Raw genomic sequence first — 26,303 nt, forward strand, 5'->3', positions numbered from 1 at the left:
ATTAGTCTTGGTATTCTTTATTAATTTATAGGGAAAATGATTCTCCACAACCACAAGTTCTGCTTGCATTTGGGTTATTAAACACAAACCCCTTTCCGTTTAATCCGCCTGAAAATTCAAGAATTGTTCCGGCTAAATATAGAAATGATTTTTTTTCAACTGCAATTGTTATGTCGTTGTCTACAAAAATTTTATCGTCGTCGCCTTTGGTTTTGTCAAATTTTAAATCATACGACAAACCAGAGCATCCACCACTTTTTACGCCTACTCTTACATAGTCGCTAGCGGCATCAAAACCATCATCTTTCATTAAGTCGATGATTTTCTTTTTGGCTGTATCAGAAACTTTTATCATTGTTTATGGTATTTGTTTTTATGCTTTCATTTGAAATTACTGCCAAAAAAGTAATCCAATGGTTACTTTTTAAAGTGCTGTACCTCAATGTTGAAATGAAATTATCCGCAAAGATACGACTTAAAAACCTTTTTCCATAACGGTTCGCATTATTATAACAAATGTTAAAATAGATAGAACTTATTTTGTTGTTTTAAGCCTTTAACTATAAAATCATATTGTTTTATGTTTTATAATTTTATGTTTTACGTTCTAGAAAGTTAAAAAACCGTATTTATACCTGTTTCTAGTGATAGAATATTAGTATTTTTGCAAAAAATTGTGAGTAATTATGAAAAAACATTACCAGAACAAGTGGGTAAAAGCACTTTTAGCAGTATTTTTTGTTTTTGTAATAGGTGCTACAGTCTTTATTTTTAGTAGAGTGCCAAATGAAGTTGCTGAGAAAACTAAAGAAGTACCAAGAAGTAACGAAAATCTAAAATTAAGTTTGGAAGCTCTTGCGCAGAAGGATATTTTAGACTCTTTAACGAACTTAAAATTAGCTTATGATGTTGCTATACTTGAGAAAACATCATTGGCACAGCAATTAGAAATCGAAAGAGAAAACGTTGAAAATTTGATGGAAATCATTAAGGCTTCCAAAAATCCATCTATTGAGCAAATTCATATTTATCGAAAACAACTTTCAAAGATGAATGCTTCACTAGTTTCTAAAGGTATAGAAGTTAAAAATTTAAAATCTCAAAATAAAAGTTTGTTAACCGAAATTGAAAGCCAGAATGTTGTCATGTACAAACAAAAGGTTGAAAATGATACTTTGATTTCGAAACAGAAAAAATTAGAATCGACACTAAAAGATGCTTCGAGACTGTCCTTGAATAGTTTTAAAGTCATTGCGCTTCGGGAGAAAAAATCAGGAAAAGAACTTGAAACAAATAAAGCAAAAAGTACAAAGAGACTCAAAGTAAGTTTTTCTATCAATGGAAATACGGTTGCTAAAACAGGAAAAAGAATCTTTTATATTCAGGTTCTGGATCAAAAAAACACTGTTTTGGGAGAAAATAAATTGATTGAATTCGGAAATGATAAGGCTTTAGTTTATAGTTTTATTGTTGCGGTCGATTTTCAGGGTAAACCGGCAAATGTTTATGGAGTTTTAAACTCGGATGAAAATCCATTTACTAAAGGAACTTATTTTGTCAACTTCTTCGACAAACAAGAAATAATGGGAAGCGCATCGATTACGCTTGAATAATTTATTGGAGCGTTTTTAATTTGAATTTTTTAGCATAAGGAGATTGGATTTCCTAGCTTTGTTTTCTTATTAGAAATTTACGCTCATGAAACTTTACCCTATAGAATCAGGAAATTTTAAGTTAGATGGAGGTGCAATGTTTGGCGTTGTACCCAAAACAATCTGGAATAAAACCAATCCTGCGGACGCCAATAATTTAATCGATATTGCTGCACGTTGCCTTCTTATTGAAGATCAGAATCGTCTGATTTTGATTGATACCGGAATGGGAGATAAACAATCGGAGAAGTTTTTTGGCTATTATTCGCTTTGGGGTTCTCACTCTATTGATAAATCTTTGGCAAAATATGGTTTTCACCGAGATGATATTACGGATGTTTTTATGACGCATCTGCATTTTGATCATTGTGGTGGAAGCGTGCAATGGAACGCAGATAAAACGGGCTACGAACCAGCTTTTAAAAATGCTAAATACTGGAGCAATGAAAGCCATTGGGAATGGGCGACAAAGCCTAATCCTCGAGAGAAAGCTTCTTTTTTGTCTGAGAATATTCTGCCAATGCAGGAAAGCGGACAATTGAATTTTGTAAATCGTTCTGAAAGCGATTTTGAGTTTTCTGAAGAATTGAATTTCGGAATTTACTATGTTGATGGTCATACCGAAAAGCAGATGATTCCGCATATTAAATACCAGGGCAAAACCATTGTTTTTTGTGCAGATTTATTGGCGACAGCCGGACACATTCCGTTGCCGTATGTTATGGGTTACGATACACGACCTTTATTGACAATGCCCGAAAAATCAAAATTTCTGAACGCAGCGGCAGATCATAATTATTATTTGTTTTTAGAACACGATGCACACAACCAAATTATAACGGTCGAACATACAGAGAAAGGTGTTCGATTAAAAGAAGTTTTTACTTGCGAAGATGTTCTTTAAAGGATATTAAAAATCATAAAAAAATCCCATTTTCAGTATGTCGAAAATGGGATTTTTTAGTTAACTAATTGTAATTGTAAAATTTTAATTGGTTTTGAATTTCCAAACCTGACCAATAGTTTCTCCTCCTTTATTGTCTTTTACAACAACTTTCCAGAAATATTCTTTTGAAGCTTCAAGTGTGACATCAAATGAAGTTGAGCTTGTATTTTCGCTAACTTTTGCCGTTGGCGGATTTGTAGTTCCAAAATATACATCATAAGAAAGAACATCTGTTGCATCAACATCAGCCGCATTCCATTTAAGGGTTGCAGTTGTTGTGCTTAAAGTTGAATTTATTGCAGGCTGAACCAATTCAGGAGCAAAAGGCAAATGGTTGACTACAGCTTCACCAGCAGTATAAAGCTTAAATGTTGACGAAAAACTGCTTGATAATCCTTTGCTGTCAGTAGCTTTTATTCTCCAATAGTAAGCTGTGTTTTTTTCTAATTCTGTAGAAGCGCTATTAGTTGTTGCTTCTAAAGTTTTTACAACTTGAGAGAATGCATTGTCTTTTGAGACTTGAACCTGATAGGTTATTGCGTCTTTATTTTCGTCAGTAGACAAACCCCATTGAAAAGGAACTGTATTGCTCACGCATAATTTATTATCAACCGGCGCTACTAAAGTGGGTACTGTAGGAGCAACATTTGCAACTTCGGGAGTTGCTGGATCATCGCTTCCGCCACCACATGAAACAAGTGAAAATCCAATAATTGATAGGTATATAAATTTCTTCATTTTTATTTTTTTATAATTTTTAGATATTCCGGAGTTTCTAAATAGACCTTGGCAGCATAAATTCCAGAAGCTTGGTTTTCAAGATTTAATTGCGCTTTTCCATTTTCGATGATATATGCTTTGTTAGAGATTAATTGGCCTCCAAAATTGTATAATTCTATTTTAACCGCATTTTTACTTGTTGGGATTTCGATTTCAAAACTTCCAGAAGTTGGATTTGGATAAGCAGATAATGTTTCTAAAAGATCCAATGTTGCAATTTTTTTAGAAAAAATACCTTCGCAAGCTTTAGCGGTAGCAACTTCTAATAAACCGCCAGAATTTAAATTCAGACTGAAATTTGAATCAGTTGTTTGAAATTGCTGTGTTCCATCTAAAAATACAGTAAAAGGGGCAGTTCCATCTGTAATTTCAACGTTCACTTTTTTGCCTGTTGTATTCGAGTTTCCTGAAACTGTAGTTGCTTTAGCAATTGCCAGATTAAAAGTTTGTTCATAAACTTCTCCTGGAATTGTTATGATAACTGTATAGGTTCCCGGTGCGAGATTATTAGCTTTTAAACTATTATTTGTAAATGTGGCGGGTTTTCCATTTATGCTTGCAACATAAGGGAATTGTGCAGTTGCTGTAATGGTAATTTCGCCATTATTTTCACCAACACAAGATTCGCCTTTTGATGCTACAGTAAAGTTTTTAGAAGGTAAGCTAAAACTACATTCTGTATTATAACTTGCAGTTGCATCTTTGTATTTGGCCCATGCTTTATTAGAATAATCAACATCATCAACAAGTATGCAAAGTAAATTTGGATTGTTTGAAAAAATACTTTGGTATTCAGTTTCAAACTTTGTATTGCTACCATTTTTTAAATTTAATTTGCTCATATTATTGCTGCCACATAACAGTTGTTTAAGGTTTGGATTGGCAGATAAGTCTAAACTAGCTATTTTATTGCCACTGCAGTATAGACGTTCTAATGCAGGGTTTTTTGAGACATCTAAGCTTGTTAATTGATTATACTCGCATATTAAAAAAGTTAATGCTGGTTTTTGCGATACGTCTAATGTTGTTAACTGATTAGAAGAGCATTGTAAAGTTTCTAAAGCAGGATATTTAGAAAGATCCAAATTTGTTATTTGGTTAGCTTCGCAAGAAATATTTTTTAAAAGTTTATTGGCAGAAAAGTCAATAGATGTTAGTTTATTATTACTCACATTAATAGATATTAGCTTTATGTTTTTAGAAACATCTAATCCGACAAGTTTATCGTTTGAACTGCAGTTTAAAACTTCTAATTCAAGATTTTGGGAAAGATCTAAACTTGTTAATAAGCCTTGTCGTGGACTGTAATCACTTTCTACATTAGATGCAGAACAAGCTAAACTTTTAAGCTTTTTGTTTGCAGTAACATCTAAACTTGTCAGCCTGTTTACAGAGCAGTCAAGTTTGGTTAATTCTGAGTTTTTAGATATATTAAGTGTTGTTAAATTATTTCTGTAAACATTTAATTCAGTTAAAGCTAGATTATTAGAAACATCTAAAGTAGTAAGTTTGTTTTGATAGCAATCTAAAATTTTAAGTTTTAAGTTGTGTGAAACATCAAGAGTACTTATCGTTCCGTTTACACTGTTAGGTAGTTTTAATACTTCCAGAGCAGTAAAATCCTGAATACCTGTTAAATCTGTTATTTTTAGATTATAGTAATAATCACTAAAGTTTAAAGTTGTAACGGTTGCGATTCTTTTAGTAAATACTTTTCCATCTTGGGGGCCATCAATTCCTTTTTGAATTAAGAACTTTTCAAAATCAGGATCTGGAATAAGAGTATATTTTGCCGGGGCACATTCGGTTTCAGAAAACGTAGCTGAATCATCTTTATTTGCAGACCAATTAGCATTCGAATAAGCTGCATTATCAACTAGTATGCAGTTTAAACTTGGATTACTTCCTAGAAATAAATCAGTAGTTGTTAATAATGCATTTTTCCCGTTTCTTAAATCTATAGAAGTTAGTTTTAAATTGCCATTACTCTGTAATTTGTTCAAAGCTACGTTCTGAGAGACATTCAGAGTTGTTAAGTCATTGTAGGAAGTTTCTAAAATCCTTAAAGCTATGTTGTTAGAAACATCCAAATCTGTCAATTTATTCGAAAAACATTTCAAAGTGTTTAGTTTTGTGTTTTTAGATAGATCAAGAGTTGTTATTTGATTTTGATAACATTCAAATGCCAGTAAATCAAGATTTTTTGAGATATCTACAGTTGTAAATTTATTACTTACACAAGACAAAACAGTTAATTTAGTATTATTTGATAAATCTAATGTACTTAGTTTATTTTGAGAACATTCTAAACGAGTTAAATTGATATTTTTAGAAAGATCCAAGGTTGTTAAGTTGTTAGAACCACAATTTAATTCGTATAAAGATGGATTGTTAGAAACATCTAAGGTGGATAAAGAATTCCATGACAAGTCTAGTTTTATTAAAGCAGTATTTTTAGAAATATTTACGTTTGTAAGTTTATTAAAATACATGGTTAAAGAAGTTAAAGCTGCGAAATCCTGAATTCCCGTCAAGTCAGTAATAGAACTATTGGAAATGTTTAATGATGTTACTTTATTGATATTATTAGTTGAAACTTTACCATCAATTGTACCCGAATCAATACCTAATGAGATTAATTTTTTCTCAAAATTAGCATCAGGAATAAGAGTGTATTGTGTAGGAGCATCGGCAATATCTATCATAGAAACATTGTCAACCAAAATTTCGGAATTAAGAGATCCTGTTGTCCAAATATCAACTTCTACATTTTCGGTAACTGTTGGAGTATATTCAAATTCGATTTTTCTCCATTCTGTGGTAGAAAAAGTCACATCTGATTTTTTTATTATTTCTTCTTTAAAAGTGCCAGGTTTATGATATAAACTTAAATCGACAGAAGAGAAAGTTCCTTTTACCGCTCTGTGATACAAAGTTACGCGATAGGTTTTGTTTGCCGTAACCGGAAAATATTCGCTATTAATGTAATTGAAAGTACCACTGGCAACCATCATATTTGTGCTTGATGCGCCATTTTGTGCTGTTGTGCTTTGAGAGACAAAACCACTAAAATAGCGATACCAATTGTTTGGTTGTGATGACGAAGACCAAGTTTCAAAGCTTCCATTTGGAACTAAATTGGTTTGCGCATAAATAGAAAAATTTGCCAATAACAGCAATAAGAGTAGTTTTGTTTTCATAGAAAAGGTTTAGAATTCAGTCGCGCAAGAGTACATGATTTAAACGGGATTTCCTTACGGGAAGCCGTAAAGAGGTGTTTTTTTTAAAGTTGTCTGATAGAGAATAGATAATTGTTTAAATTAAAAAATCTCATTTCCAAATGAATGAAAATGAGATTTTTGTTAATTAACAATTTATAATTATTCAACAATAACTTTCTTAGCCGAAGCTGCATCCTGATTGATTAGGAAAACATAATACACTCCTTTTGGTAAACCGGTCAAATCGATTTTATGATTTGTATTTGTAGAGTTTAAGGTAAATGATCTTACCAATTGCCCTAATGTATTGTAAACAGTTGCTTTTTCCAGAGTTGCATTATTGATGTTTATTTCACCTTTTGTAGGATTTGGATAAACGGCTACTTTATCAAAAATAGAATCTTCAATGCCTAGAGAACATGTTGCCGAATAAATAGTTGTTGATTCTTTAATCTTAGACCAATTCGCATTTGAGAAATCAGCATCGTCAATCTTCACACAGCCAAGTTTATTTAGACCAAGAAAAGTCGTGGCTAAATTATTTGTTGAATTTTTCCCGGTCACATTTAATATAAGCATGTTTTTATTATTTCCGTTTTGAAGATTTAAGTAAATCAAAGGATTTGATATCACATAAGTAATTGTAAGTTTGTTGTTTTTAGATAAGTCCAATGTTGTAATTTGATTTGAAGAAGCATTCAATGTCTCTAAAAGAACGTTCTGACTCAGATCTAAATTCGTTAATTGATTATTGCTGCAATCTAAAAACGTTAGTGAAGTAAAATTTTCAATTCCGCTTAAATTTTTAATATTGCTGTTTGAAAGGTCTAAACTAGTAACAGAACTTATGTTTGTAGTTGTAATTTTTCCGTTTAAGCCATCAGTATCAATTCCTAAATCAATTAATTTTTGTTCAAAATTTGGTTCTGGAATTAAAGTATAATAATCGCAATCTTCGTTATAAGTAGCCGTAACGTCTTTAAAATTCAGCCAATTAGTATCTGAATATGTTTTATTATCGACTTGTATACAGCTTAGATTTGGATTATTCTCCAGATGAATATTGAAAGAATGTAAATTAGTATTGTTTCCATTTTTTAAATTCAAGCTTATCAATTGATTTGAAGAACAATTCAAATCCTTTACAAGAATATTTTTGCTAAGATCTAATTTGGTTAATTGGTTAGAAGCACAAAATAATTGAGACAATGCTTTATGTTGCGAAAGGTCTATGGAACTTAATTGATTTCCACTGAAATCTAAAAGATCTAAAGCGGTATTATTAATAATGTCTAAGGTTGACAATAAGTTGTTCTCACAGGTTAATGCTACCAAATTATTACTTTTAGAAGTGTATAATTCTGTTAAACGATTGTTACTGCTGTCTAAAATTTGTAATGCATAATTGTTGCTAAGATCCAAAGACGTTAATTGGTTTCCACTACAAATTAAATTAGTTAAAGCTGAAAAACCATCAATTCCTTCTAAGCTGGAAATTTTAGCTCCAGATACATTTAAGAAAGTCAATTTATTAATATTTGAAGTTAAAACTTTCCCATCTGAAACTCCTGTGTCAATACCAAGTGAAATTAATTTGTTTTCAAAATTCGAATCTGGTATAAGTGTATAAGTATTACAGTTTGTCGAATAATTAGCAGTAATGTCTTTTGCGCTAGACCAATTTTTATTTGAATAAGTAACATCATCTACTTGAATACAAATTAGATCTGGGTTTTGTATAAAATTCACAGTGGTAAGTAGTGTATTTGTCCCATTCTTAATGTTTAAATCGCTTAGTTGATTATTAAAACATTGTAAAATGGTAAGTGCTTTATTCTTAGAAACATTTAAAGTGGTAAGCTTTCCATTTCCGCAATACAATTCTTTAAGTGCTGTATTATTAGAAATGTCGAGAGTTGTAAAAGTCATCTTTTCACATAATAAAGACTTTAGTTTAGTATTCTTAGAAACATCCAGTTTACTTAATTTACTGTCTGAACATGCTAAATCAGTCAATTCTGTAAGCATAGAAATATCTAAAGCAGTTAGTTTATTGTAATAACAATTTAAATAAAACAAAGCTGTACTATTAGAAACATCAAGAGCTGTCAGTTGATTGAATCCGCAGTCTAAATATTGCAGAAGTTTGTTTTTGGAAACATCCAAAGTTATCAGTTTATTGCCATTACAACCAAACCAATACAAAGCCAAATTATTAGTCACATCTAAAGAGGTCAGTTGATTAGCAGTACATAATAATGATCCAAGATTCAGCATTTTGGTTACATCAAGCGATGTTATTTGATTATAAATACAATCTAATGCAGTTAATTTTAAATTTGCTGACAAATCCAAAACGCTTAGATTATTGTATCTGCAGTTTAGATCTGTCAAAAGTTTGTTGTTTGAAATATTAAGAGTCAAAAGTTTATTGGTTCCACAATCCAATTTGGTCAGCGAAACAAAATCTTCAATACCTGATAAATTTGAAATATTACTATTAGAGACATCCAAAGAAGTTATAGTTGATATATTACTGGTAAGTACTTTTCCATCAACAGCACCTGAGTCAATACCTAATTCAATTAATTTTTTCTCAAAATTAGTATCTGGAATTAAGGTATAATCGCCACATAAAACATTAAAAGTAGCCGTAGCATCCTTTTTAGCACCCCAGTTTGTGTTGGCATATGCTACATCATCAACCTGAATACAAGTTAAATTTGGATTTGTTTTAAAATTCAATGATGAGTTTAAAATAGTGTTATTGCCATTTTTTAAATTTAACTCGACTAACTTATTATTAAGAACACTTAGGTTTGTTAAAGCTGTATTTTTAGAAAGATCTAAGCTAGTTAAAAGATTGTTTTCGGCATATAGAGAAATTAGTAATGGATTTTGAGACAAATTTATATTTGTTAATTTATTGTCGGAAAAATAAAGATCATCTAAAAGAATATTTTTGGTAACATTCAGAGATGTTAGGTTATTTTTAGAACAATAAAGCCAGGTTATTTCTAAATTATTTGAAACATCCAAAGACGTTAATAAATTGACATTACAATTCAGAGTTTTTAAATGAATGTTTTTAGATAAATTAAGATTAGTTAATTTATTGTTATCACAGTTTAGAGTTGTAAGTGCTATGTTTTTAGAAATGTCCAAACTTGTTAAATTGTTATTACTACAATCTAATGACTTTAAATTAGTGAAATCTTGAATTCCAGTTAGATCAGATATTGAACCCAATTGCATACTTAATTCTTGTACAGTACTAATGTTAGCTGTTAATACTTTTCCATCAACAACGCCAGAATCAATTCCTAATTCAATTAATTTTTTCTCAAAATTTGCATCAGGAATTAAAGTAAAAGGGGAAGTACACACTTCATTATATTTTGCAGTATCATCTTTAGCTGCTCCCCAATTCAATGTTGAATAGGCTGCGTCATCTACAGTTATGCAAGTAAGGTCTGGATTCCCCATAAAACCTATGCTAAAATATTTTAATAAGGTGTTTTTTCCGTTTTTCAGATTTAAACTTTGAAGTTTGTTTGACATGCATACCAAATAAGTCAAGGCTTTATTATTAGAAACATCCAAACTGATTAATTGATTGTAGTGACAAGTCAAACCAGTCAAAGCCACATTTTTGGAAAGATCTAAAGTTGTCAATTGATTGGATTGACAGTATAAACCGGACAATGCGGTGTTGCTAGAAATATCCAAAATTTTTAATTGGTTGGTATGACAATATAAATCAAGCAATGCGGTATTTTTGGAAACATTCAAATCAGTTAATAGATTGGAATTACAATCCAAATAAGTCAGGCTTATATTGTTGGAAACATCCAAACTAGTTAATAGATTAGTAGAACAATTTAAACTTGTCAAAGCCACATTTTTAGAAATATTCAAATTCGTTAAATTATTGCTCCAGCAATTTAAATTGGTCAAAGCTACATTTTGAGAAATATCCAAACCTGCTAATTTATTATTACTACAATTTAAATCAGTTAAAGCCATATTATGAGAAAAATCAAAATTAACGAATTGATTATATCTACACTCTAATGATTTTAGAGTCAAATTTTGAGAAATATCCAAACTTGTTAATTTATTAACGCCACAAGATAAATCGGTTAAAGCTATATTTTGAGAAACATCCAAATCGGTTAATTGATTATATGTACACTGTAATGATTTTAGATTCAAATTTTTAGAAATATTCAGACTCGTTAAATTATTTATGTTACAAGTTAAATTAATCAAAGTCAGATTTTTAGTAAAATCTAATGTTGTTATAGAATTGCTATCACAATTTAATGTTGTTAAAGCTGTATTTTTGGAAAGATCCAAAGTTGTTAATCTATTAGTGTTACAGTTTAATGTTATTAAGCTCACAAAACCCTCTATCCCTTTCAAGTTGAAAATAGAACTTGACGAAACGTCCAATGAAGTTAAAGTATTAATGTTGTTGGTTAGCACTTTTCCATCCAACACGCCAGAGTCAATCCCCAAATTAATTAGTTTTCTCTCAAAATTCACATCAGGAATACTTGTATATTGAGCATAAATAGAAAAATTTGCCAGTAAAAGCAACAAGAGTAGTTTTGTTTTCATAAATTCAGTTTAAGATCATCGCGCAAGTATACCTATTTTAATTAGATTTTCCTTACGGGAAGCCGTAACGGGATTTTCTTTTTAAATTTTCTATAAATTTCCATCAAAGCGAAATCAATATATTTGTTAGAAAATTATTGCAAATTATTGCCTTAAAGGGATTTAATAAACTTTAGAATCTATTCTGGCAAGGATTAAAATTCATAACGCATTGTTAACAGTTAGTTTTTTGTAACAAAAAATCATAATTTAGGCCCATCTTTTAACTTTACATTATATACAGATACATGAGTCATATAAAACCCTTTACTTTATCAGCTTGGGTATTACTTGTTTTAGCAGGTAGTGCAACTGTTCAAGCACAAGTTTCAACGCCTAAACAAGCTATTACTGCACCTTTAGCGATTGTAAAAAAAGCACCACTTAGCGAGAATGAATTAAAAAGATGGAGTCACCTTGATCTGATTAAAGATTCAATTCCTGGAATGAGTGTTGATAGGGCTTATGCCGAATTATTACAAGGTAAAACCGGTAAAAAAGTAATCGTTGGTATAGTAGACTCAGGTGTAGATATTGAACATCCGGACTTACAAGGAATGATCTGGACAAACCCTAAAGAAATTCCGGGTAACGGAATTGATGATGATAAAAACGGATTTATAGATGATATTCACGGATGGAATTTTTTGGGCGATGCTGTTCATGAAAACCTTGAAATGACACGTATCGTTAAAAAAGGCGATGACGGATCAGCGCAATACAAAGCCGCTTTAGCACAATACGAAGAAAGATCAAGTAAAGCTCTGGAAGACAAACAACAAGTAGACTTTTTATTAGATGTTCATAATACTATTAAAAAGGAGTTAAATAAAACAACTTACAAACTTGAAGATTTAAGTACAATTACTTCAACAGATCCAAAAGTGACGAGAAGTAAAATGATCATGACTCAAATTTTTACTAACGGAGGACCAACTTTTGATCCGGAAGCAGAATTAGAAGATTATAGAGAATCTGTTTACGATCAGTTAAATTATAATCTGAACAAAGAGTATGATGGAAGAAAAATCGTAGGTGATAATCCTGAAGATATTAAAAACAATCATTATGGTAATAATGTAGTTTTTGGTCCGGATAAAGAAAAAGCACTTCACGGAACTCACGTTGCCGGAATTATTGGCCAAGTTCGTGGAAATAACTTAGGAGGAGACGGAGTTTCTAATAATGTTGAAATCCTGACTGTGAGAGCGGTTCCTGACGGAGATGAGTACGATAAAGATATTGCATTGGCAATTCGTTATGCAGTAGATAATGGGGCAAAGGTAATTAACGGAAGTTTCGGAAAAAGTTTTTCTCCACATAAACAATGGGTTTATGACGCGATAAAATATGCCGCTAAAAAAGATGTTTTAATCGTTCATGCAGCAGGTAACGATGGATACAATATCGATGAAACAAAAAACATCAATTATCCAAATGACTCTGAAGATAACGTAAAAGAATTTGCTAATAATGTAATTACAATTGGAGCTATAAACAACCAATACGGAGAAACGGTAGTTGCAGGATTTTCAAACTTCGGAAAAATAAATGTTGACGTTTTTGCTCCAGGAGAAGAGATCTACGCAACAGTTCCAAACAATAAATACAAATATTTACAAGGAACTTCAATGGCGTCACCAAACGCAGCCGGAGTTGCAGCGTTGATTCGTTCGTATTATCCAAAACTAAAAGCAGCTCAGGTAAAACAAATTTTAATGGATTCAGGAGTAGCACTTCCATCAAAGATTGTTTTAGGTGAAAACCCAAATAGGGACGAAAAACCTGTAGCGGTTTCTTCTGCAGAGTCATCAAGAACGGCTAAAATGGTCAATGCTTATAATGCTTTGTTGATGGCAGAAAAAATGTCAAAGAAATAAATAAAAATAGAATACTAATCTAATGGAAGAGTGGCAACTCTTCCATTTTTATTAAAACAACCATGCGAAAAATTATATTACTATCTTTTTTGAGTTTAGGTTTAAACTCAGTATTTGCACAAAATGCTCCCTATTGGCAACAACATGTTGATTACAAAATGGAAGTATCTATGGATGTAAAAAACTATCAATACAAAGGGAAACAGGAATTGGTTTATACCAATAATTCTCCTGATACTTTAAGAAAAGTTTTTTATCATTTATATCCAAATGCTTTTCAGCCAGGAAGCGAAATGGATGCACGCCTGCATTCTATAAAAGATCCTGACGGAAGAATGGTTAGTAAAATAAAAGGCGCAGATGGTAAAGAGGTAAAGCAAAGCCGAATTGAAACCTTGAAACCAAATGAGGTTGGATATTTAAAAATCACAAATCTTAAACAAGATGGAGTAACGGCTCAAACCAGAACCTCAGGAACTATTTTGGAAGTTACTTTGGCTAAGCCAATTTTACCGAATTCAAAAACAACTTTTACCTTAGATTTTGATGGACAAGTTCCGGTTCAAATTCGTCGTTCAGGCCGTAACAATTCAGAAGGTGTAGAACTTTCAATGTCACAATGGTATCCTAAATTGGCTGAATTTGATTTTGAAGGCTGGCATGCTGATCCTTACATCGCAAGAGAATTTCACGGTGTTTGGGGTAATTTTGATGTAAAAATCACAATCGATAAAGACTACATAATTGGAGGTTCAGGATATTTACAAGACAAAAATCAAATTGGTCACGGTTATGAAGATGCCGGTGTAACTGTTGTTTATCCAAAAAAGACAAAAACATTAACGTGGCATTTTATAGCACCAATGGTACACGATTTTACCTGGGCTGCAGACAAAGAATATGTACATGATATTGTAAAAGGACCAAATGATGTTGATTTGCATTATTTCTACAAAAACAATCCAAAAACAGCTGAAAACTGGAAAAAGTTAGAGCCACTAATGGTTAAAGTAATGGATTTTTATAACCATAAAGTTGGAGCATATCCGTACAAACAATATTCATTTATTCAAGGTGGAGATGGTGGAATGGAATATGCAATGTGTACTTTAATGCTTGGAAACGGAACTCTTGAAGGTATTTTGGGAACTGCAACGCATGAAATGGGACATTCTTGGTTTCAGCATATTTTAGCTTCAAACGAATCAAAACACCCATGGATGGATGAAGGTTTTACAACTTATATCGAAGACATGGCTTTGAACGAATTAAAAGGAGATAAAAAAGTAGAGAATCCGTTTAAAGGAAATTATACAGCTTACTATAAATTAGTAGAATCTGGAAAAGAGCAACCACAAACGACTCATGGTGATCGTTATGACGAAAACAGACCTTACAGTGTTTCATCTTATGTAAAAGGAAGTATCTTTTTGTCACAATTAGAATATGTAATTGGAAAAGACAATGTAGATGCAACTTTAAAAAGATATTACAACGATTTTAAATTCAAACATCCATCTCCAAATGACATTAAAAGAACAGCCGAAAGAGTTTCTGGAGCTGAGTTAGACTGGTATTTGGTTGATTGGGCAGAAACTGCAAACACAATTGATTACGGTATTGCAGCTGTTGCAGATAATGCAGGAAAAACAACAGTTACATTAGAGAGAATTGGAAGAATGCCAATGCCAATCGATTTAACGGTAGAATATACTGACGGAACATCAGAGAGTTTTTATATTCCGTTAAGAATGATGAATTTCATTAAATCAAATCCAAATCCGAATGTGAAAAGAACCGTTCTGGAAGATTGGGCGTGGGCAATGTCAAACTACAGCTTTACAATTGATAAAAACAAAACAACGATAAAAAAAATCACCATAGATCCAAGTGGATTAATGGCAGATATTAAAGCATCAAATAATGTTTTTGAAGTGAAATAATCTTCTGAATAATCTTAAAAGAGAAAGCCCTTAAATTATTTAAGGGCTTTTTTTTTAATTTATAAAACAGGTTTTATGTCAGTTATAGTATTGCTTTGTGAGATCTTTTTTAATGGAAACATTTTTCTGTAACTTAATACTCTCCATAGCCATTCAACAGGGCCATAATTGTATTTTGAAAGCCACCATTTACTTATGAACAACTGAATTGTAAATACAAAAACAGCTAAGAAAAAGTAAAACCAATATGGCAAAGTATTGTAAATTTTGAAACCAATTCCCGAAAAAAGAAAAGCAGCCAAAATGTTTTGCATCATATAATTGGTCAATGTCATTTTACCACTAACCCTAAAATAATTAAAAATTGTTTTCCATTTTCCGTTAGTATATAATAAACATATTCCGGATGCAATAAATAACATTGTATTTATGATTATCCAAAAAACCGGATGAAAATACGTAAAAACTACTTTCTGCTTAATCGCAATCTCAAAAAGAACACCAGAAATTATTGCTAGAATCAGGGTTATTATAATTGTTCTTTTTAATAATTTTTTGAATTCAGGTAAACGATTAAAGAAGTTAATTTTTTGAGCGTAGAAACCTAAAAGCATAAGAGCAAACATCACGACATGTACTGTAACAGCATAAGCAAGATTAATCATTTCCTGATAATACGTTCCCAGTAAATTAAATTTGAATACATCAAGCCAGTTATCAGAATAAAACAATTTTAAGTATTTAGCGGTAGATTGTACATCAGGCAGGGTTTGTTTTATTGAATGAATATAGGCAGTAAGAAATGGAACAGTTAAAAGAAGTATTCCACATGTTATTAGAATTGTTTTGGATGAACTTTTGTAAAAGAATAAAAGTAATAAACCTAAAAGAGCATAATCTTTTAAGATATCACCCAGCCAAAAAGCAGAATTTATAAAGGCGAATATAAACAGGATAAACATTCTCCAGCAAAAAAAAGACACAGGATTTTTGCCTTTATCAGCTACATTATTAATAAGAACGGCAAATCCATATCCAAATAAAATACTTAACAAAGTCCAGGATTTGGCAGAAAAAATATACAGATTAGAATAATTGATAATCTCAGAAAAAAAACCTTTTTTTGCAATAAAGCGCTCTAATCCAATGAAGCGAAAATCAACATAATTTCCTATTGCGACTCCTAATAAGGCCCAGCCTCTTAAAATATCAACAATAGCTGTTCTCTTATCTTCTTGAATGGGCAGAAATGAATTTGTCATAGATTTAACTGGTCTTTTGGTTTTTATAACTATTTCCGATTCAAAAGTAAGAAAATAACAATAAAATTATGTGAACCATAAGTTTTATGTGAAAATAAATTTCATAAAAAAGGGTATTGTTCTAAGAAGAATTCTTCTAAAATAATACCCTTTTCAAAACAAAAAAATTGAGTTCATTACTATAAAATAGCTCCCCAGATTTTTTCGTCTTTCAAGAATATTTCTCTCAGGATTTCAATAGGTGGTGCTCCGTTATCAAGCATAGCGTCATTAAATTTCTGTAAACTATAATTGCTGCCTTCTTGCTTTTTATAATCTTCTTGCAGTTTTAGGATCTGTAATTTTCCTAAAGTATAAAATAAATAACCCGGATCATAAGTGCCGCGCATTGCTTCTTGTCGGGAAGGTTTGTCGCCTTGATACCAATTGTCCATAAAGAATTTAGTAGCGTCGTCAACACTCATTCCGTAGCAATGTGTTTTAATCGAAACACATAATCTACAAATACGCAAAAGTGAATTTCCAGATTGAGCCAAACGGTATTTTGCAGCTTTAATAGGATCTCCGGTATTCCCGTATCCTTCATCAATCATCATTTTTTCAGTATAATGTGCCCAGCCTTCAACATAAGCATAACTCATAAAAACTTTTTGAATTTTAGACGTTTTTGCAGCATTTGAATGTAAAAATTGAGTGTAATGTCCGGGATAAGCTTCGTGTATAGAAACAATATCTGTCGAGTAATAGTTAAATTGTGCCAGCCATTCTTCCTGTTGTTGCGGAGTCCACTTTGGATCTACAGGAGTAATGTAATAAAAAGCCTGAGTAGCTTTAGTCTCAAACGGGCCCGGAGTATCCATTGAAGCCGTACTTGTAGCCCTTGCATAAGCCGGAGTTTCCTGAATTTTAACGCGTACTTCAGATGGTATGGTTGTAATTTTATGATCGATTACATATTGGCGAATCGCTTCAATATTCTTTTTTGCATGCGGAATCAAATCTGCAGCTGTTGGATGTTCTTTTTGCATGTCATTATAAACATCAACCGGTTTTTTATTTGGGTTAATGATTTTTGCAGCACTATTAAAGGATTCCTGTTCCTTTTTTAATTCTTTTAAACCAATAGCTAAAATAGCATCGGGAGATAATTTAATTTCTTCCTGATACAGTAACATTTTTTTATAATTTTCTATTCCAATGGCATATTTGTTATTGGCTTTAGGTAGTTTTTCTTTTTCTAAATAAGCAGCATAATCATTAATGGCAGTAATTGCTTTTTTATTAGTTTCGTTAAAAGCCTTCATTAAGCTGTCATTTTTTACATCTTTTAAGGCTATCAAAAGATCGTTTCCTAAAAACGACGCAGACCCTCTTGCAATGTTAATCGCTAAATTAATGTATGGTAATGCCAGAGAATCCTGCAAGTTTTCTTTAGCCTCTTTAAACAATCTTGGAGCCTCTTTTTCGATTGCAATAATCGATTTTATCTGTTGCTCAATAGGAGCGAAATTACGTTGAACGTAAATATTGACATCAATTATCCCCGCATAAGACATTGGGTTTTTATTGTAAACTTTTAAATCCTCAATGGTATACAAATCATTCTTTGCATTCGATTTAATGACTTTCCAATCATAATATATTTTTTTACTTAAAGTAGTAGAATCAATTGCAGCAAACTCCTGTTGGAATTTTTTAAGAGCAGCAACTCGTTTGTCAATATCAGTTTTACTATAATGACCTAGTTTGCCATCGTATTCATGCAATCCAAGGTAAGAACCCATTTGCGGATTCCACTCAAGACTTTCAGTAATATATTTTTCAGATAATTTTAGAAAAGCTTCATCACCAGGTCCCGAAGAAGCATCAGTATTGTCTTGTTTTTTGTTGCAGCTAAAAAGAACAAAAAGTAAGGCAAAAGAAAAAATAAGGGGTTTTTTCATAAAGTTTTTGGTTTGAAAGTTAAGAGAAATAATGAGTTGTAATTCAGTTAAATAACAAATCAAAAATAGCGAATTTTCAAACCAAAAACAGAAATTGTAGTATTATTATCCTAAATGTTCCAACATATCTTTGGTCATAGTTTCAAGATCAAAAGTATGTTTCCAACCCCAATCTTTTCTAGCCTCAGAATCGTCGATACTTGCTGGCCAGCTATCCGCAATTTTCTGACGGAAATCAGGCTCATAAGTAATTGTAAATTCAGGAATATGTTTTTTAATTTCATTAGCAATTTCAGTTGGAGTAAAACTCATCGCTGCTAAATTGTATGCAGAATGTATTTTGATATCCTCAGCCGGTGCTTTCATAATATTAATTGTAGCATCGATTGCGTCATCCATATACATCATTGGCATTTTTGTTTCTGATGATAAAAAGCACTCGTATTTTTTATCGGCAATAGCCTTGTAGAAAATATCAACTGCATAATCAGTAGTTCCACCACCTGGAGGCGTAGACCAGCTAATTAAACCAGGATAACGGATGCTTCGAACATCAACACCATAAATGTTATGGTAGTATTCACACCATCTTTCTCCCGCTTGTTTACTAATTCCGTAAACTGTAGAAGGTTCCATGACAGTATATTGAGGCGTATTTTCTTTTGGAGTGGTTGGCCCAAAAACCGCAATACTTGAAGGCCAGAATATCTTTTTTACTTTTTTGGCTTTAGCCAAATTCAAAACGTGAAATAAGGAGTTCATATTCAAATCCCATGCAAAAGCAGGATTCTTCTCGGCTGTAGCCGATAAAAGTGCCGCCATCAAATAAATGTCTGTGATTTTATGCACTTCAACAAGATGTTCAATTTGATTGAAATCTAAAGCATTTACCACTTCAAAAGGACCTGAATTAACAACATCAGTATTTAATTTTCGAATATCAGAAGCAATTACATTTTCTGTTCCGTACAACTTACGTAGTTTTTGAGTCAGTTCTGTCCCAATTTGACCGCAAGCGCCAATGATCAATATTTTTGGATTCATTTTGAATAGTTTTTAGAGACGCAAATATAACGTTTTCGCAAATATTTTTACTTTTTAGAAAAACAAATTATAAATTTAACAACTATAAAGATTCTTTTTTGGATTATTCGTTGTGAGAGCATTAATACAAAATTTAATCTGTAGATGAATTTAGCCACAAATTAAAATGATTGACGTAGACTAAACGGGTTTTCTTTGCCACGAATTTCACGAATTATCACAAATCAATGTGCTTAAAACTTAAAAATAATTCGCGTAGATTCGTGAAATTCGTGGCAACCTTTTTAGCATTCCAGAGACTCTTCCAAAATACATTAATCTCTGTAATACATAGCTAAAAACAGAATTCGTAATTGTAAAATTACTTTGTAACTTTGTAGCTTAATGTTTTACCAAATGAAATATAAAATATCTCTTTTTCTACTTTTAATTTTTGTGCTGAATTCATGTCAAAATGAAGATGAAAAACGTCGTGCAGAGAATGCAAAAGAAGCTAAGAAAAACGAAATTATTTTTAATAATATCAATAAAGCCTGGACGTTTATTGACGAGCCAATTAACGAAGTTGCGGAACAAAAAGTAAGCTCGTGGACGGAGTGGCGTGATTTCCTGAAAGAACTTGGAGATAAACCCAGAAAAACAATAGGAGCTTTTCAGAAAAAATCAGCAGCGATTTCAAAAAAAGCATTTGCTTTAAACAACAATATTCCTGTTGAGTTTAATGTTCCTCAAATAAAAAGCCGAATTTCAATTTTGATTACCAAAGTCAAAATGATGGATTTATTTATTAATCTGAGTACAATTCCGGACAAGAAAGTAACGTTCCTGATTGGAGAAATTAATAAAGAACTAGTTTCATTAGAACGACAAATGGATCAGGTTGTGGCAAAAAGCAAAATTCCAAAAGAAGAAGGAGAAGAAGATTTCTTGAGAATGTTAGATACAACGCGCGCCATTCAGAGTGGGAATATAGCTCCAATTCCGCCGCAAAAAATAGATAAAAATTTACCAAAAGTTGAGTAAAAACGCCTTATATACAACGTATGATAATCTGCCAAAATCACAGCAGATTGCCACACAATTACTAGAGCAAAATCAAATAAAAATGCATCTTAACGGATTGTTGGGATCTGCAGTTTCATTTGTTATTCGTGCAGTTTTTAAGAAAACCGAGTTGCCATTTTTAATTGTTTTAGACAATAAAGAAGAAGCCGCATACTATTTGAACGATCTGGAGCAAATGATCGGAGAACAAGACGTATTGTTTTATCCTGCATCATTTCGTCGTCCGTATCAGGTTGATGAAACCGATAATGCTAATGTTTTACTTCGTGCTGAGGTTTTAAACCGAATTAATTCCCGCAAAAAACCAGCCATAATTGTTACGTATCCCGAAGCACTTTTCGAGAAAGTAGTTACACGTCAGCAATTAGACAAAAACACTTTAAAAGTCGCTTTAAACGACAAAATTTCGATCGATTTTATCAACGAAGTTTTGTTTGAATATGAATTTAAAAGAGTCGATTTTATTACAGAACCAGGAGAATTTTCGGTTCGTGGAGGTATTGTTGATGTATTTTCATTTTCAAACGATCATCCGTATAGAATAGAGTTTTTTGGTAACGAAGTAGACAGTATCCGAAGCTTTGATGTTGAGACACAATTATCTGTTGAGACACATAAAAAAATCACCATAATCCCGAATGTCGAAAATAAGATATTTCAGGAAAACCGTGAAAGCTTCTTAGATTATATTGCCGAGAAAACCGTTATTTTTATTCAAAACACCGACGGACTTTTTAGTCAGTTAGACAAACAATTTGCAAGGGCAGAAGAAGCCTTTGGAAAGCTTTCGGGAGAAATAAAACACGCCACGCCGGAACAATTATTCTTAAACCAAACTTCGTTTATCAAACGAGCTTTAGATTTTTCGGTTGTAGAATTGGCTTCAAAACCCATTTTTAAAACTACTAAAAAGTTTGATTTTCATATTCAGCCACAGCCATCATTCAATAAACAATTTGATTTATTGCTGAATAATTTGAGCGACAATCATTTTAATGGATATAAAAATTATTTATTCTGTTCGAATGAAGCGCAGGCAAAACGTTTTCATGATATTTTTGAAAGCTTAGACGAAGCCAATTCAGAGAATATCCGCAAGCAATACCACACGATTGTATTGCCTTTATACCAAGGTTTTATTGACGAAGAGAATCAGATTACCGCTTATACAGATCACCAGATTTTTGAGCGTTATCATAAATTCAACATCAAAAACGGTTATTCGAAAAAGCAGAATATTACGCTTAAGGAATTAACCGCGCTTTCTGTTGGGGATTATGTAACCCACATCGATCACGGAATTGGAAAGTTTGGCGGATTGCAAAAAATTCAGGTTGAAGGTAAAACGCAGGAAGCCATAAAATTGGTTTATGCCGATAATGATATCGTTTATGTAAGCATACATTCGCTTCATAAAATTTCAAAATACAACGGAAAAGATGGAACGCCGCCAAAGATTTATAAGTTAGGATCGAACGCCTGGAAAATTTTAAAACAAAAAACCAAAGCGCGCGTCAAACATATTGCGTTCAATTTGATTCAATTGTATGCAAAACGCCGTTTAGAAAAAGGTTTTCAGTTTGCGCCGGACAGTTATTTGCAAAACGAATTAGAAAGTTCGTTTATTTATGAAGATACACCGGATCAAACCAAATCTACACAAGAAGTAAAAGCCGACATGGAAAGCGATCGCCCAATGGATCGTTTGGTTTGTGGAGATGTAGGTTTTGGAAAAACTGAGGTTGCTATTCGCGCCGCTTTTAAAGCTGTAGACAATAGTAAACAAGTTGCGGTTTTGGTTCCTACAACTATTTTGGCATACCAACATTACAGAACTTTTACAGAACGATTAAAAGATATGCCGGTTTCTGTTGGTTACTTAAACCGATTTAGAACTGCCAAACAAAAAACGCAAACCCTAAAAGATTTAGCCGAAGGAAAACTAGATATCGTAATTGGAACACATCAATTAGTCAATAAAAATGTCGTTTTCAAAGACCTTGGATTATTGATTGTTGATGAAGAACAAAAGTTTGGTGTAAACGTAAAAGATAAATTAAAAACCATTGCAGCAAATGTCGATACGCTGACATTAACAGCAACGCCAATTCCAAGAACGCTTCAGTTTTCGTTAATGGCTGCGAGAGATTTATCTGTAATTACGACACCTCCACCAAACAGATATCCGATAGAAACGAATGTAGTTGGTTTTAATGAAGAAGTAATTCGTGATGCGATTTCGTATGAAATTCAGCGAAACGGACAGGTTTTCTTTATCAATAACCGAATCGAAAATATAAAAGAAGTTGCCGGAATGATTCAGCGTTTGGTTCCAAATGCCAGAGTCGGAATTGGTCACGGACAAATGGAAGGTGCCAAACTCGAGGAATTGATGTTAGGTTTCATGAACGGCGATTTTGATGTTTTGGTAGCAACTACCATTATCGAAAGTGGATTGGATGTACCAAATGCCAACACGATTTTCATCAATAATGCCAACAACTTCGGATTGTCAGATCTACATCAAATGCGTGGTCGGGTAGGGAGAAGCAATAAAAAAGCATTCTGTTATTTTATCTGTCCGCCATATTCTTCAATGACCGAAGATGCCAGAAAACGTATTCAGGCTTTGGAGCAGTTTAGCGAATTAGGAAGTGGTTTTAACATTGCCATGAAAGATCTTGAAATTCGTGGTGCAGGAGATTTATTAGGAGGAGAACAAAGTGGTTTCATTAATGAAATTGGTTTTGATACCTACCAAAAAATCATGAACGAAGCCATCGAGGAATTAAAAGAAAATGAATTCAAAGATTTATATCCGGCAGAGAACGATATTGAAACTAAGGAATATGTAAAAGATCTACAAATCGATACCGATTTTGAGTTACTTTTTTCTGATGAATATATCAATAATGTTACCGAACGTCTAAGTTTATACAACGAGTTAGGTTCTGTGAAAAATGAAGAAGAGCTGGTTATCTTTCAAAATAAATTAATTGACCGTTTTGGACCAATGCCTCCTCGTGCCAATGCCTTGATGAACAGTATTCGCATCAAATGGATCGCGACTAATATAGGAATTGAGAAACTGGTGATGAAAAAAGGCAAGATGATAGGCTATTTTGTTTCTGATCAACAGTCTGATTATTATCAATCGAAACGTTTTCATAAAGTGATAAAATTTGTGCAAACGCATAGTAATATCTGTACGATGAAAGAAAAAGAAACTCCGAATGGTTTACGTCTTTTATTGACTTTTGAGAATGTAAAATCTACCAAAAGAGCTTTGGAATTAATGGAGATGTTGGGAGAATAAAAGAAAAAACGTTGCCACGAATTTCACGAATTTTCGCAAATTTTATATTGTAATGCGAAATTTTCATTCGTGCTCATTCGTGAAATTTGTGGCGAAAAGAAAATTAAGTTTTATTTATCTTTTACTTAAGAAAAACCTTAGAACTAATAAGTTTTCTTTGATCAAAATTTCAAAGCAAACTTCTTTATGCAATACCACTTTATTCTTTTGTTCTTGTTTTTCGGATTAACTTCAATTTATGCTCAGGAAAAGAAACAAATTGTTTTAAACGATTCTATTAAATCAGAAACAATTGATCCTTTGCGTCCTGCCAAAGCAGCATTTTATTCGGCTATTTTGCCTGGTTTAGGGCAAGTTTATAATAAAAAATACTGGAAAGTTCCTTTGGTTTATGGAGCGATAGGAACAAGTGTTTATTTTTATATCGACAGTCAGAAAAACTACAATATTTATCGCGACGAATATAAAAACAGACTTGCGGGAAAAACCAGTGATTCAAAATATTTGGCAGATTTAAGTGAAAGTCAATTGCTTTCAGTTCAAAAGCAGTTTCAAAGAAATAGAGATTTATCAGCTTTATTTATTGTTGGTTTTTATGTTTTAAACATCATTGATGCCAATATTGATGCTGCATTATCTCAATTTAATGTAAGTGAAAATTTGGCTTTTAAACCAGTTATGAATACGAGTACAATCACTTCAAAAACTGATTTTGGGATTGCTTGTGCTTATTCATTTTAAAAGTTTGCAAAAAATTAAGATTATTGGCAAAAAAAAATCACCCGATAAGAGTGATTTTGATGGTTAATGCGGTTTTTTGGTTTAGATAATCTCGTCATGAACGTGAAAAATGACTTACATTGATTCTAATGCTTTGCTCATTTGGTCCCTGATGTATTTATAGAGATGCCGAATTTCTGGCTAATTTCTTCATGACTTATTCTCTTCTTATCTGTTGAGAGTTTAACAAATATATAAAAATATTATTCTCAGTAAATAGTATTGAAAAAAACTTAATTCTATTTTTTTTAATAAATTTTATAGAAAATAGCAGTAAAATGATTGTCAAGCCGCCTTTTATCAAGTCTGTAGCTTTGTGGCTGATATTTTGTGTAATAAGTATGATGAATTTTAATTCTTACGAATATTCTTATTCTAAAATAAAATGATTGATAATTTTGTAAGGAGTGTAAAAAAAATCCTTTCATCTTTTCATTGAAAAAAGATAAAAGGATTTTATAAAATGAAGAATCCGGAGGGATTCTGATATGTCAAATTTGGATTAATTTTTCAAGTCTTTGATCACTTTAAAAGCAACATCAACCTGATCTTCTCCAACTAAAATTGTAAATTCATTTGAAGTCGAAATTACCTCGTTTATGATAATTCCTTCCCAGGCCAAACGTTGAAAAATGAAGTAATAAATACCAGGAACAACGATATTTTCTTTAGGTAATTTTACTGTAATTGAGGCTAAATTATCTAATTTTTGAATTAGTTTTTCGCGCATAAAATGTTTTTCAACCAAGTTATTTACGCTGCTGCTTACTACAATATTTGTTTCATTTACACCACGAGATGAGGTATAAAAAATATCAGATAAAGCGTTGATATCAGAGATTAAATCAGCTTGTTTGTTTAAGACAGTTTCTGAAGCTGCAAAAGTGTAATCCGTCAATTCAGATCGAACCGTGATCTCTCCAATATTCTTGATTACCTTATTAATTTTATGATTTAATTTAAAATCCAGTTCTTCCGTGAGTCGTTTAAGTGACATTACAACAGCGCCTTGTTTTACCTCTTTGCCAAATTCACTTTCCAGTTCGGTCATAATGTTCCGGGAAAGAGAAGTCAGGTTGATGATACCAAGTGATAATGCGTTTAATAAAAAAGGTTTTGTTTTGATGTAATTTTCGACGATTGAAGAAACGGTTTTCATAATTTTTTTTCTTTTTTTTTGTAACTTAATTGGGTTGGTTTAGTTAATGGGGATGTTATAAATTTATGCAAATATAAATAAAAAAACAATTTGTTACAATTATAACAATAAAAAATTATGTTAAAAGTGATAAAAAGCATCGGTAAGATGTTCAATTGCAAATGTTTCGCCATTTTTATGGATGGCAATGATATCAAAACGTATTTCGAGATTTTCATCAAAATCCATTTCCCTATCGTTTATGTAGGCATTTACTGCTTTAATAAGTAGTTGAATTTTTTTTGGCTTCACAAAATCTTGTGGTGAACCAAAATCTAAGCTAGATCTTGTCTTTACTTCGATAATAGCAATTATGGAATCTTTTTGAGCGATTATGTCTATTTCTGCTTTTTGAAAAGTCCAGTTTCTATTTAAGATTTTATATCCATTTTGGCGAAGATATTTCACAGCAAGATCTTCGCCTTTTTTTCCTAGTTCGTTATGTTCAGCCATTTTTTGAATTATGAGTTGTGAGTTATGGATTATGAGTTTTTATGCTGTAACGAGAAATTTGCACGCAAAGTCGCCAAGACGCAAAGTTAAATTCTTTACGTCTTGGCGACTTTACGAGATTATGATATGTGGTATTTAAAATTCCTTCGAGAAAAGAA

16 protein-coding genes are annotated in these 26,303 nt (G+C 32.1%); 7 read left to right on the forward strand and 9 right to left on the reverse strand.

Features of this window, described 5'->3' with window-relative positions; genetic code table 11:
- Positions 1 to 25: 25 nt before the first annotated feature.
- A complete protein-coding gene (locus LPB88_RS07495; RefSeq protein WP_055097560.1) occupies positions 26 to 355 on the reverse strand; it encodes an iron-sulfur cluster assembly accessory protein in 330 nt (109 codons plus the stop codon).
- Between the two features lie 331 nt (positions 356 to 686).
- Between LPB88_RS07495 and LPB88_RS07500 the strand changes: the two genes are divergently transcribed.
- Entirely contained in the window at positions 687 to 1,613 is a 927-nt protein-coding gene (locus tag LPB88_RS07500) for a hypothetical protein (RefSeq protein ID WP_230714154.1), read from the forward strand.
- An 85-nt stretch (positions 1,614 to 1,698) separates the two neighbouring features.
- Positions 1,699 to 2,556 carry an MBL fold metallo-hydrolase gene (locus LPB88_RS07505; protein WP_230714156.1) on the forward strand — a complete coding sequence of 286 codons (858 nt, stop codon included), beginning with the start codon at positions 1,699 to 1,701 and terminating at the stop codon, positions 2,554 to 2,556.
- An 84-nt stretch (positions 2,557 to 2,640) separates the two neighbouring features.
- Here LPB88_RS07505 and LPB88_RS07510 read toward each other — a convergent pair whose 3' ends face one another.
- The 3 genes from LPB88_RS07510 to LPB88_RS07520 all read right to left on the reverse strand — a co-directional run bounded on the left by LPB88_RS07510 (position 2,641) and on the right by LPB88_RS07520 (position 11,222).
- The gene (locus LPB88_RS07510) at positions 2,641 to 3,336 is read right to left on the reverse strand and encodes a hypothetical protein (protein ID WP_230714158.1); all 696 of its coding nucleotides are present in this window, start codon (positions 3,334 to 3,336) and stop codon (positions 2,641 to 2,643) included.
- Positions 3,337 to 3,338: 2 nt separating this feature from the next.
- Complete coding sequence (locus LPB88_RS07515; protein WP_230714160.1) at positions 3,339 to 6,578, reverse strand: T9SS type A sorting domain-containing protein; 3,240 nt, start codon at positions 6,576 to 6,578, stop codon at positions 3,339 to 3,341.
- A gap of 180 nt (positions 6,579 to 6,758) precedes the next feature.
- Positions 6,759 to 11,222 (reverse strand): T9SS type A sorting domain-containing protein, encoded by a 4,464-nt coding sequence (locus LPB88_RS07520; protein WP_230714162.1) that lies wholly within the window; start codon positions 11,220 to 11,222, stop codon positions 6,759 to 6,761.
- 287 nt (positions 11,223 to 11,509) lie between these two features.
- Between LPB88_RS07520 and LPB88_RS07525 the strand changes: the two genes are divergently transcribed.
- Positions 11,510 to 13,141, forward strand: coding sequence for a S8 family peptidase (locus LPB88_RS07525; protein WP_230714164.1), 1,632 nt, complete (start codon positions 11,510 to 11,512; stop codon positions 13,139 to 13,141).
- A 62-nt stretch (positions 13,142 to 13,203) separates the two neighbouring features.
- Entirely contained in the window at positions 13,204 to 15,084 is a 1,881-nt protein-coding gene (locus LPB88_RS07530; RefSeq protein WP_230714166.1) for a M1 family metallopeptidase, read from the forward strand.
- Between the two features lie 59 nt (positions 15,085 to 15,143).
- On the opposite strand, the gene LPB88_RS07535 is transcribed toward LPB88_RS07530, so the two are convergent.
- From LPB88_RS07535 to LPB88_RS07545, 3 genes are all read right to left on the reverse strand, one after another.
- Positions 15,144 to 16,346, reverse strand: coding sequence for a DUF418 domain-containing protein (locus LPB88_RS07535; protein ID WP_230714168.1), 1,203 nt, complete (start codon positions 16,344 to 16,346; stop codon positions 15,144 to 15,146).
- A 179-nt stretch (positions 16,347 to 16,525) separates the two neighbouring features.
- Positions 16,526 to 18,289: a DUF885 domain-containing protein gene (locus LPB88_RS07540; protein WP_230714170.1), complete on the reverse strand. Its 1,764-nt coding sequence runs from the start codon at positions 18,287 to 18,289 to the stop codon at positions 16,526 to 16,528.
- 105 nt (positions 18,290 to 18,394) lie between these two features.
- A complete protein-coding gene (locus tag LPB88_RS07545) occupies positions 18,395 to 19,333 on the reverse strand; it encodes an L-threonine 3-dehydrogenase (RefSeq protein WP_230714173.1) in 939 nt (312 codons plus the stop codon).
- Positions 19,334 to 19,729: 396 nt separating this feature from the next.
- Here LPB88_RS07545 and LPB88_RS07550 point away from each other — a divergent pair, with 396 nt between their 5' ends.
- The 3 genes from LPB88_RS07550 to LPB88_RS07560 all read left to right on the forward strand — a co-directional run bounded on the left by LPB88_RS07550 (position 19,730) and on the right by LPB88_RS07560 (position 24,455).
- Complete coding sequence (locus LPB88_RS07550) at positions 19,730 to 20,356, forward strand: hypothetical protein (RefSeq protein ID WP_230714175.1); 627 nt, start codon at positions 19,730 to 19,732, stop codon at positions 20,354 to 20,356.
- Positions 20,349 to 23,714, forward strand: coding sequence for a transcription-repair coupling factor (mfd, locus tag LPB88_RS07555; RefSeq protein ID WP_230714177.1), 3,366 nt, complete (start codon positions 20,349 to 20,351; stop codon positions 23,712 to 23,714). The genes LPB88_RS07550 and mfd overlap by 8 nt, the downstream gene beginning before the upstream one ends.
- 186 nt (positions 23,715 to 23,900) lie before the next feature.
- Positions 23,901 to 24,455, forward strand: a complete 555-nt coding sequence (locus LPB88_RS07560) for a DUF5683 domain-containing protein (protein WP_230714179.1) — start codon at positions 23,901 to 23,903, stop codon at positions 24,453 to 24,455.
- A gap of 541 nt (positions 24,456 to 24,996) precedes the next feature.
- On the opposite strand, the gene LPB88_RS07565 is transcribed toward LPB88_RS07560, so the two are convergent.
- Both LPB88_RS07565 and LPB88_RS07570 read right to left on the reverse strand, forming a co-directional pair.
- Positions 24,997 to 25,653: an aspartate kinase gene (locus tag LPB88_RS07565; protein ID WP_230714181.1), complete on the reverse strand. Its 657-nt coding sequence runs from the start codon at positions 25,651 to 25,653 to the stop codon at positions 24,997 to 24,999.
- A gap of 120 nt (positions 25,654 to 25,773) precedes the next feature.
- Positions 25,774 to 26,145: a YraN family protein gene (locus LPB88_RS07570; protein WP_230714183.1), complete on the reverse strand. Its 372-nt coding sequence runs from the start codon at positions 26,143 to 26,145 to the stop codon at positions 25,774 to 25,776.
- Positions 26,146 to 26,303 lie beyond the last annotated feature (158 nt).

This window comes from Flavobacterium sp. JAS, from assembly GCF_020991455.1.
GTDB lineage: Bacteria > Bacteroidota > Bacteroidia > Flavobacteriales > Flavobacteriaceae > Flavobacterium.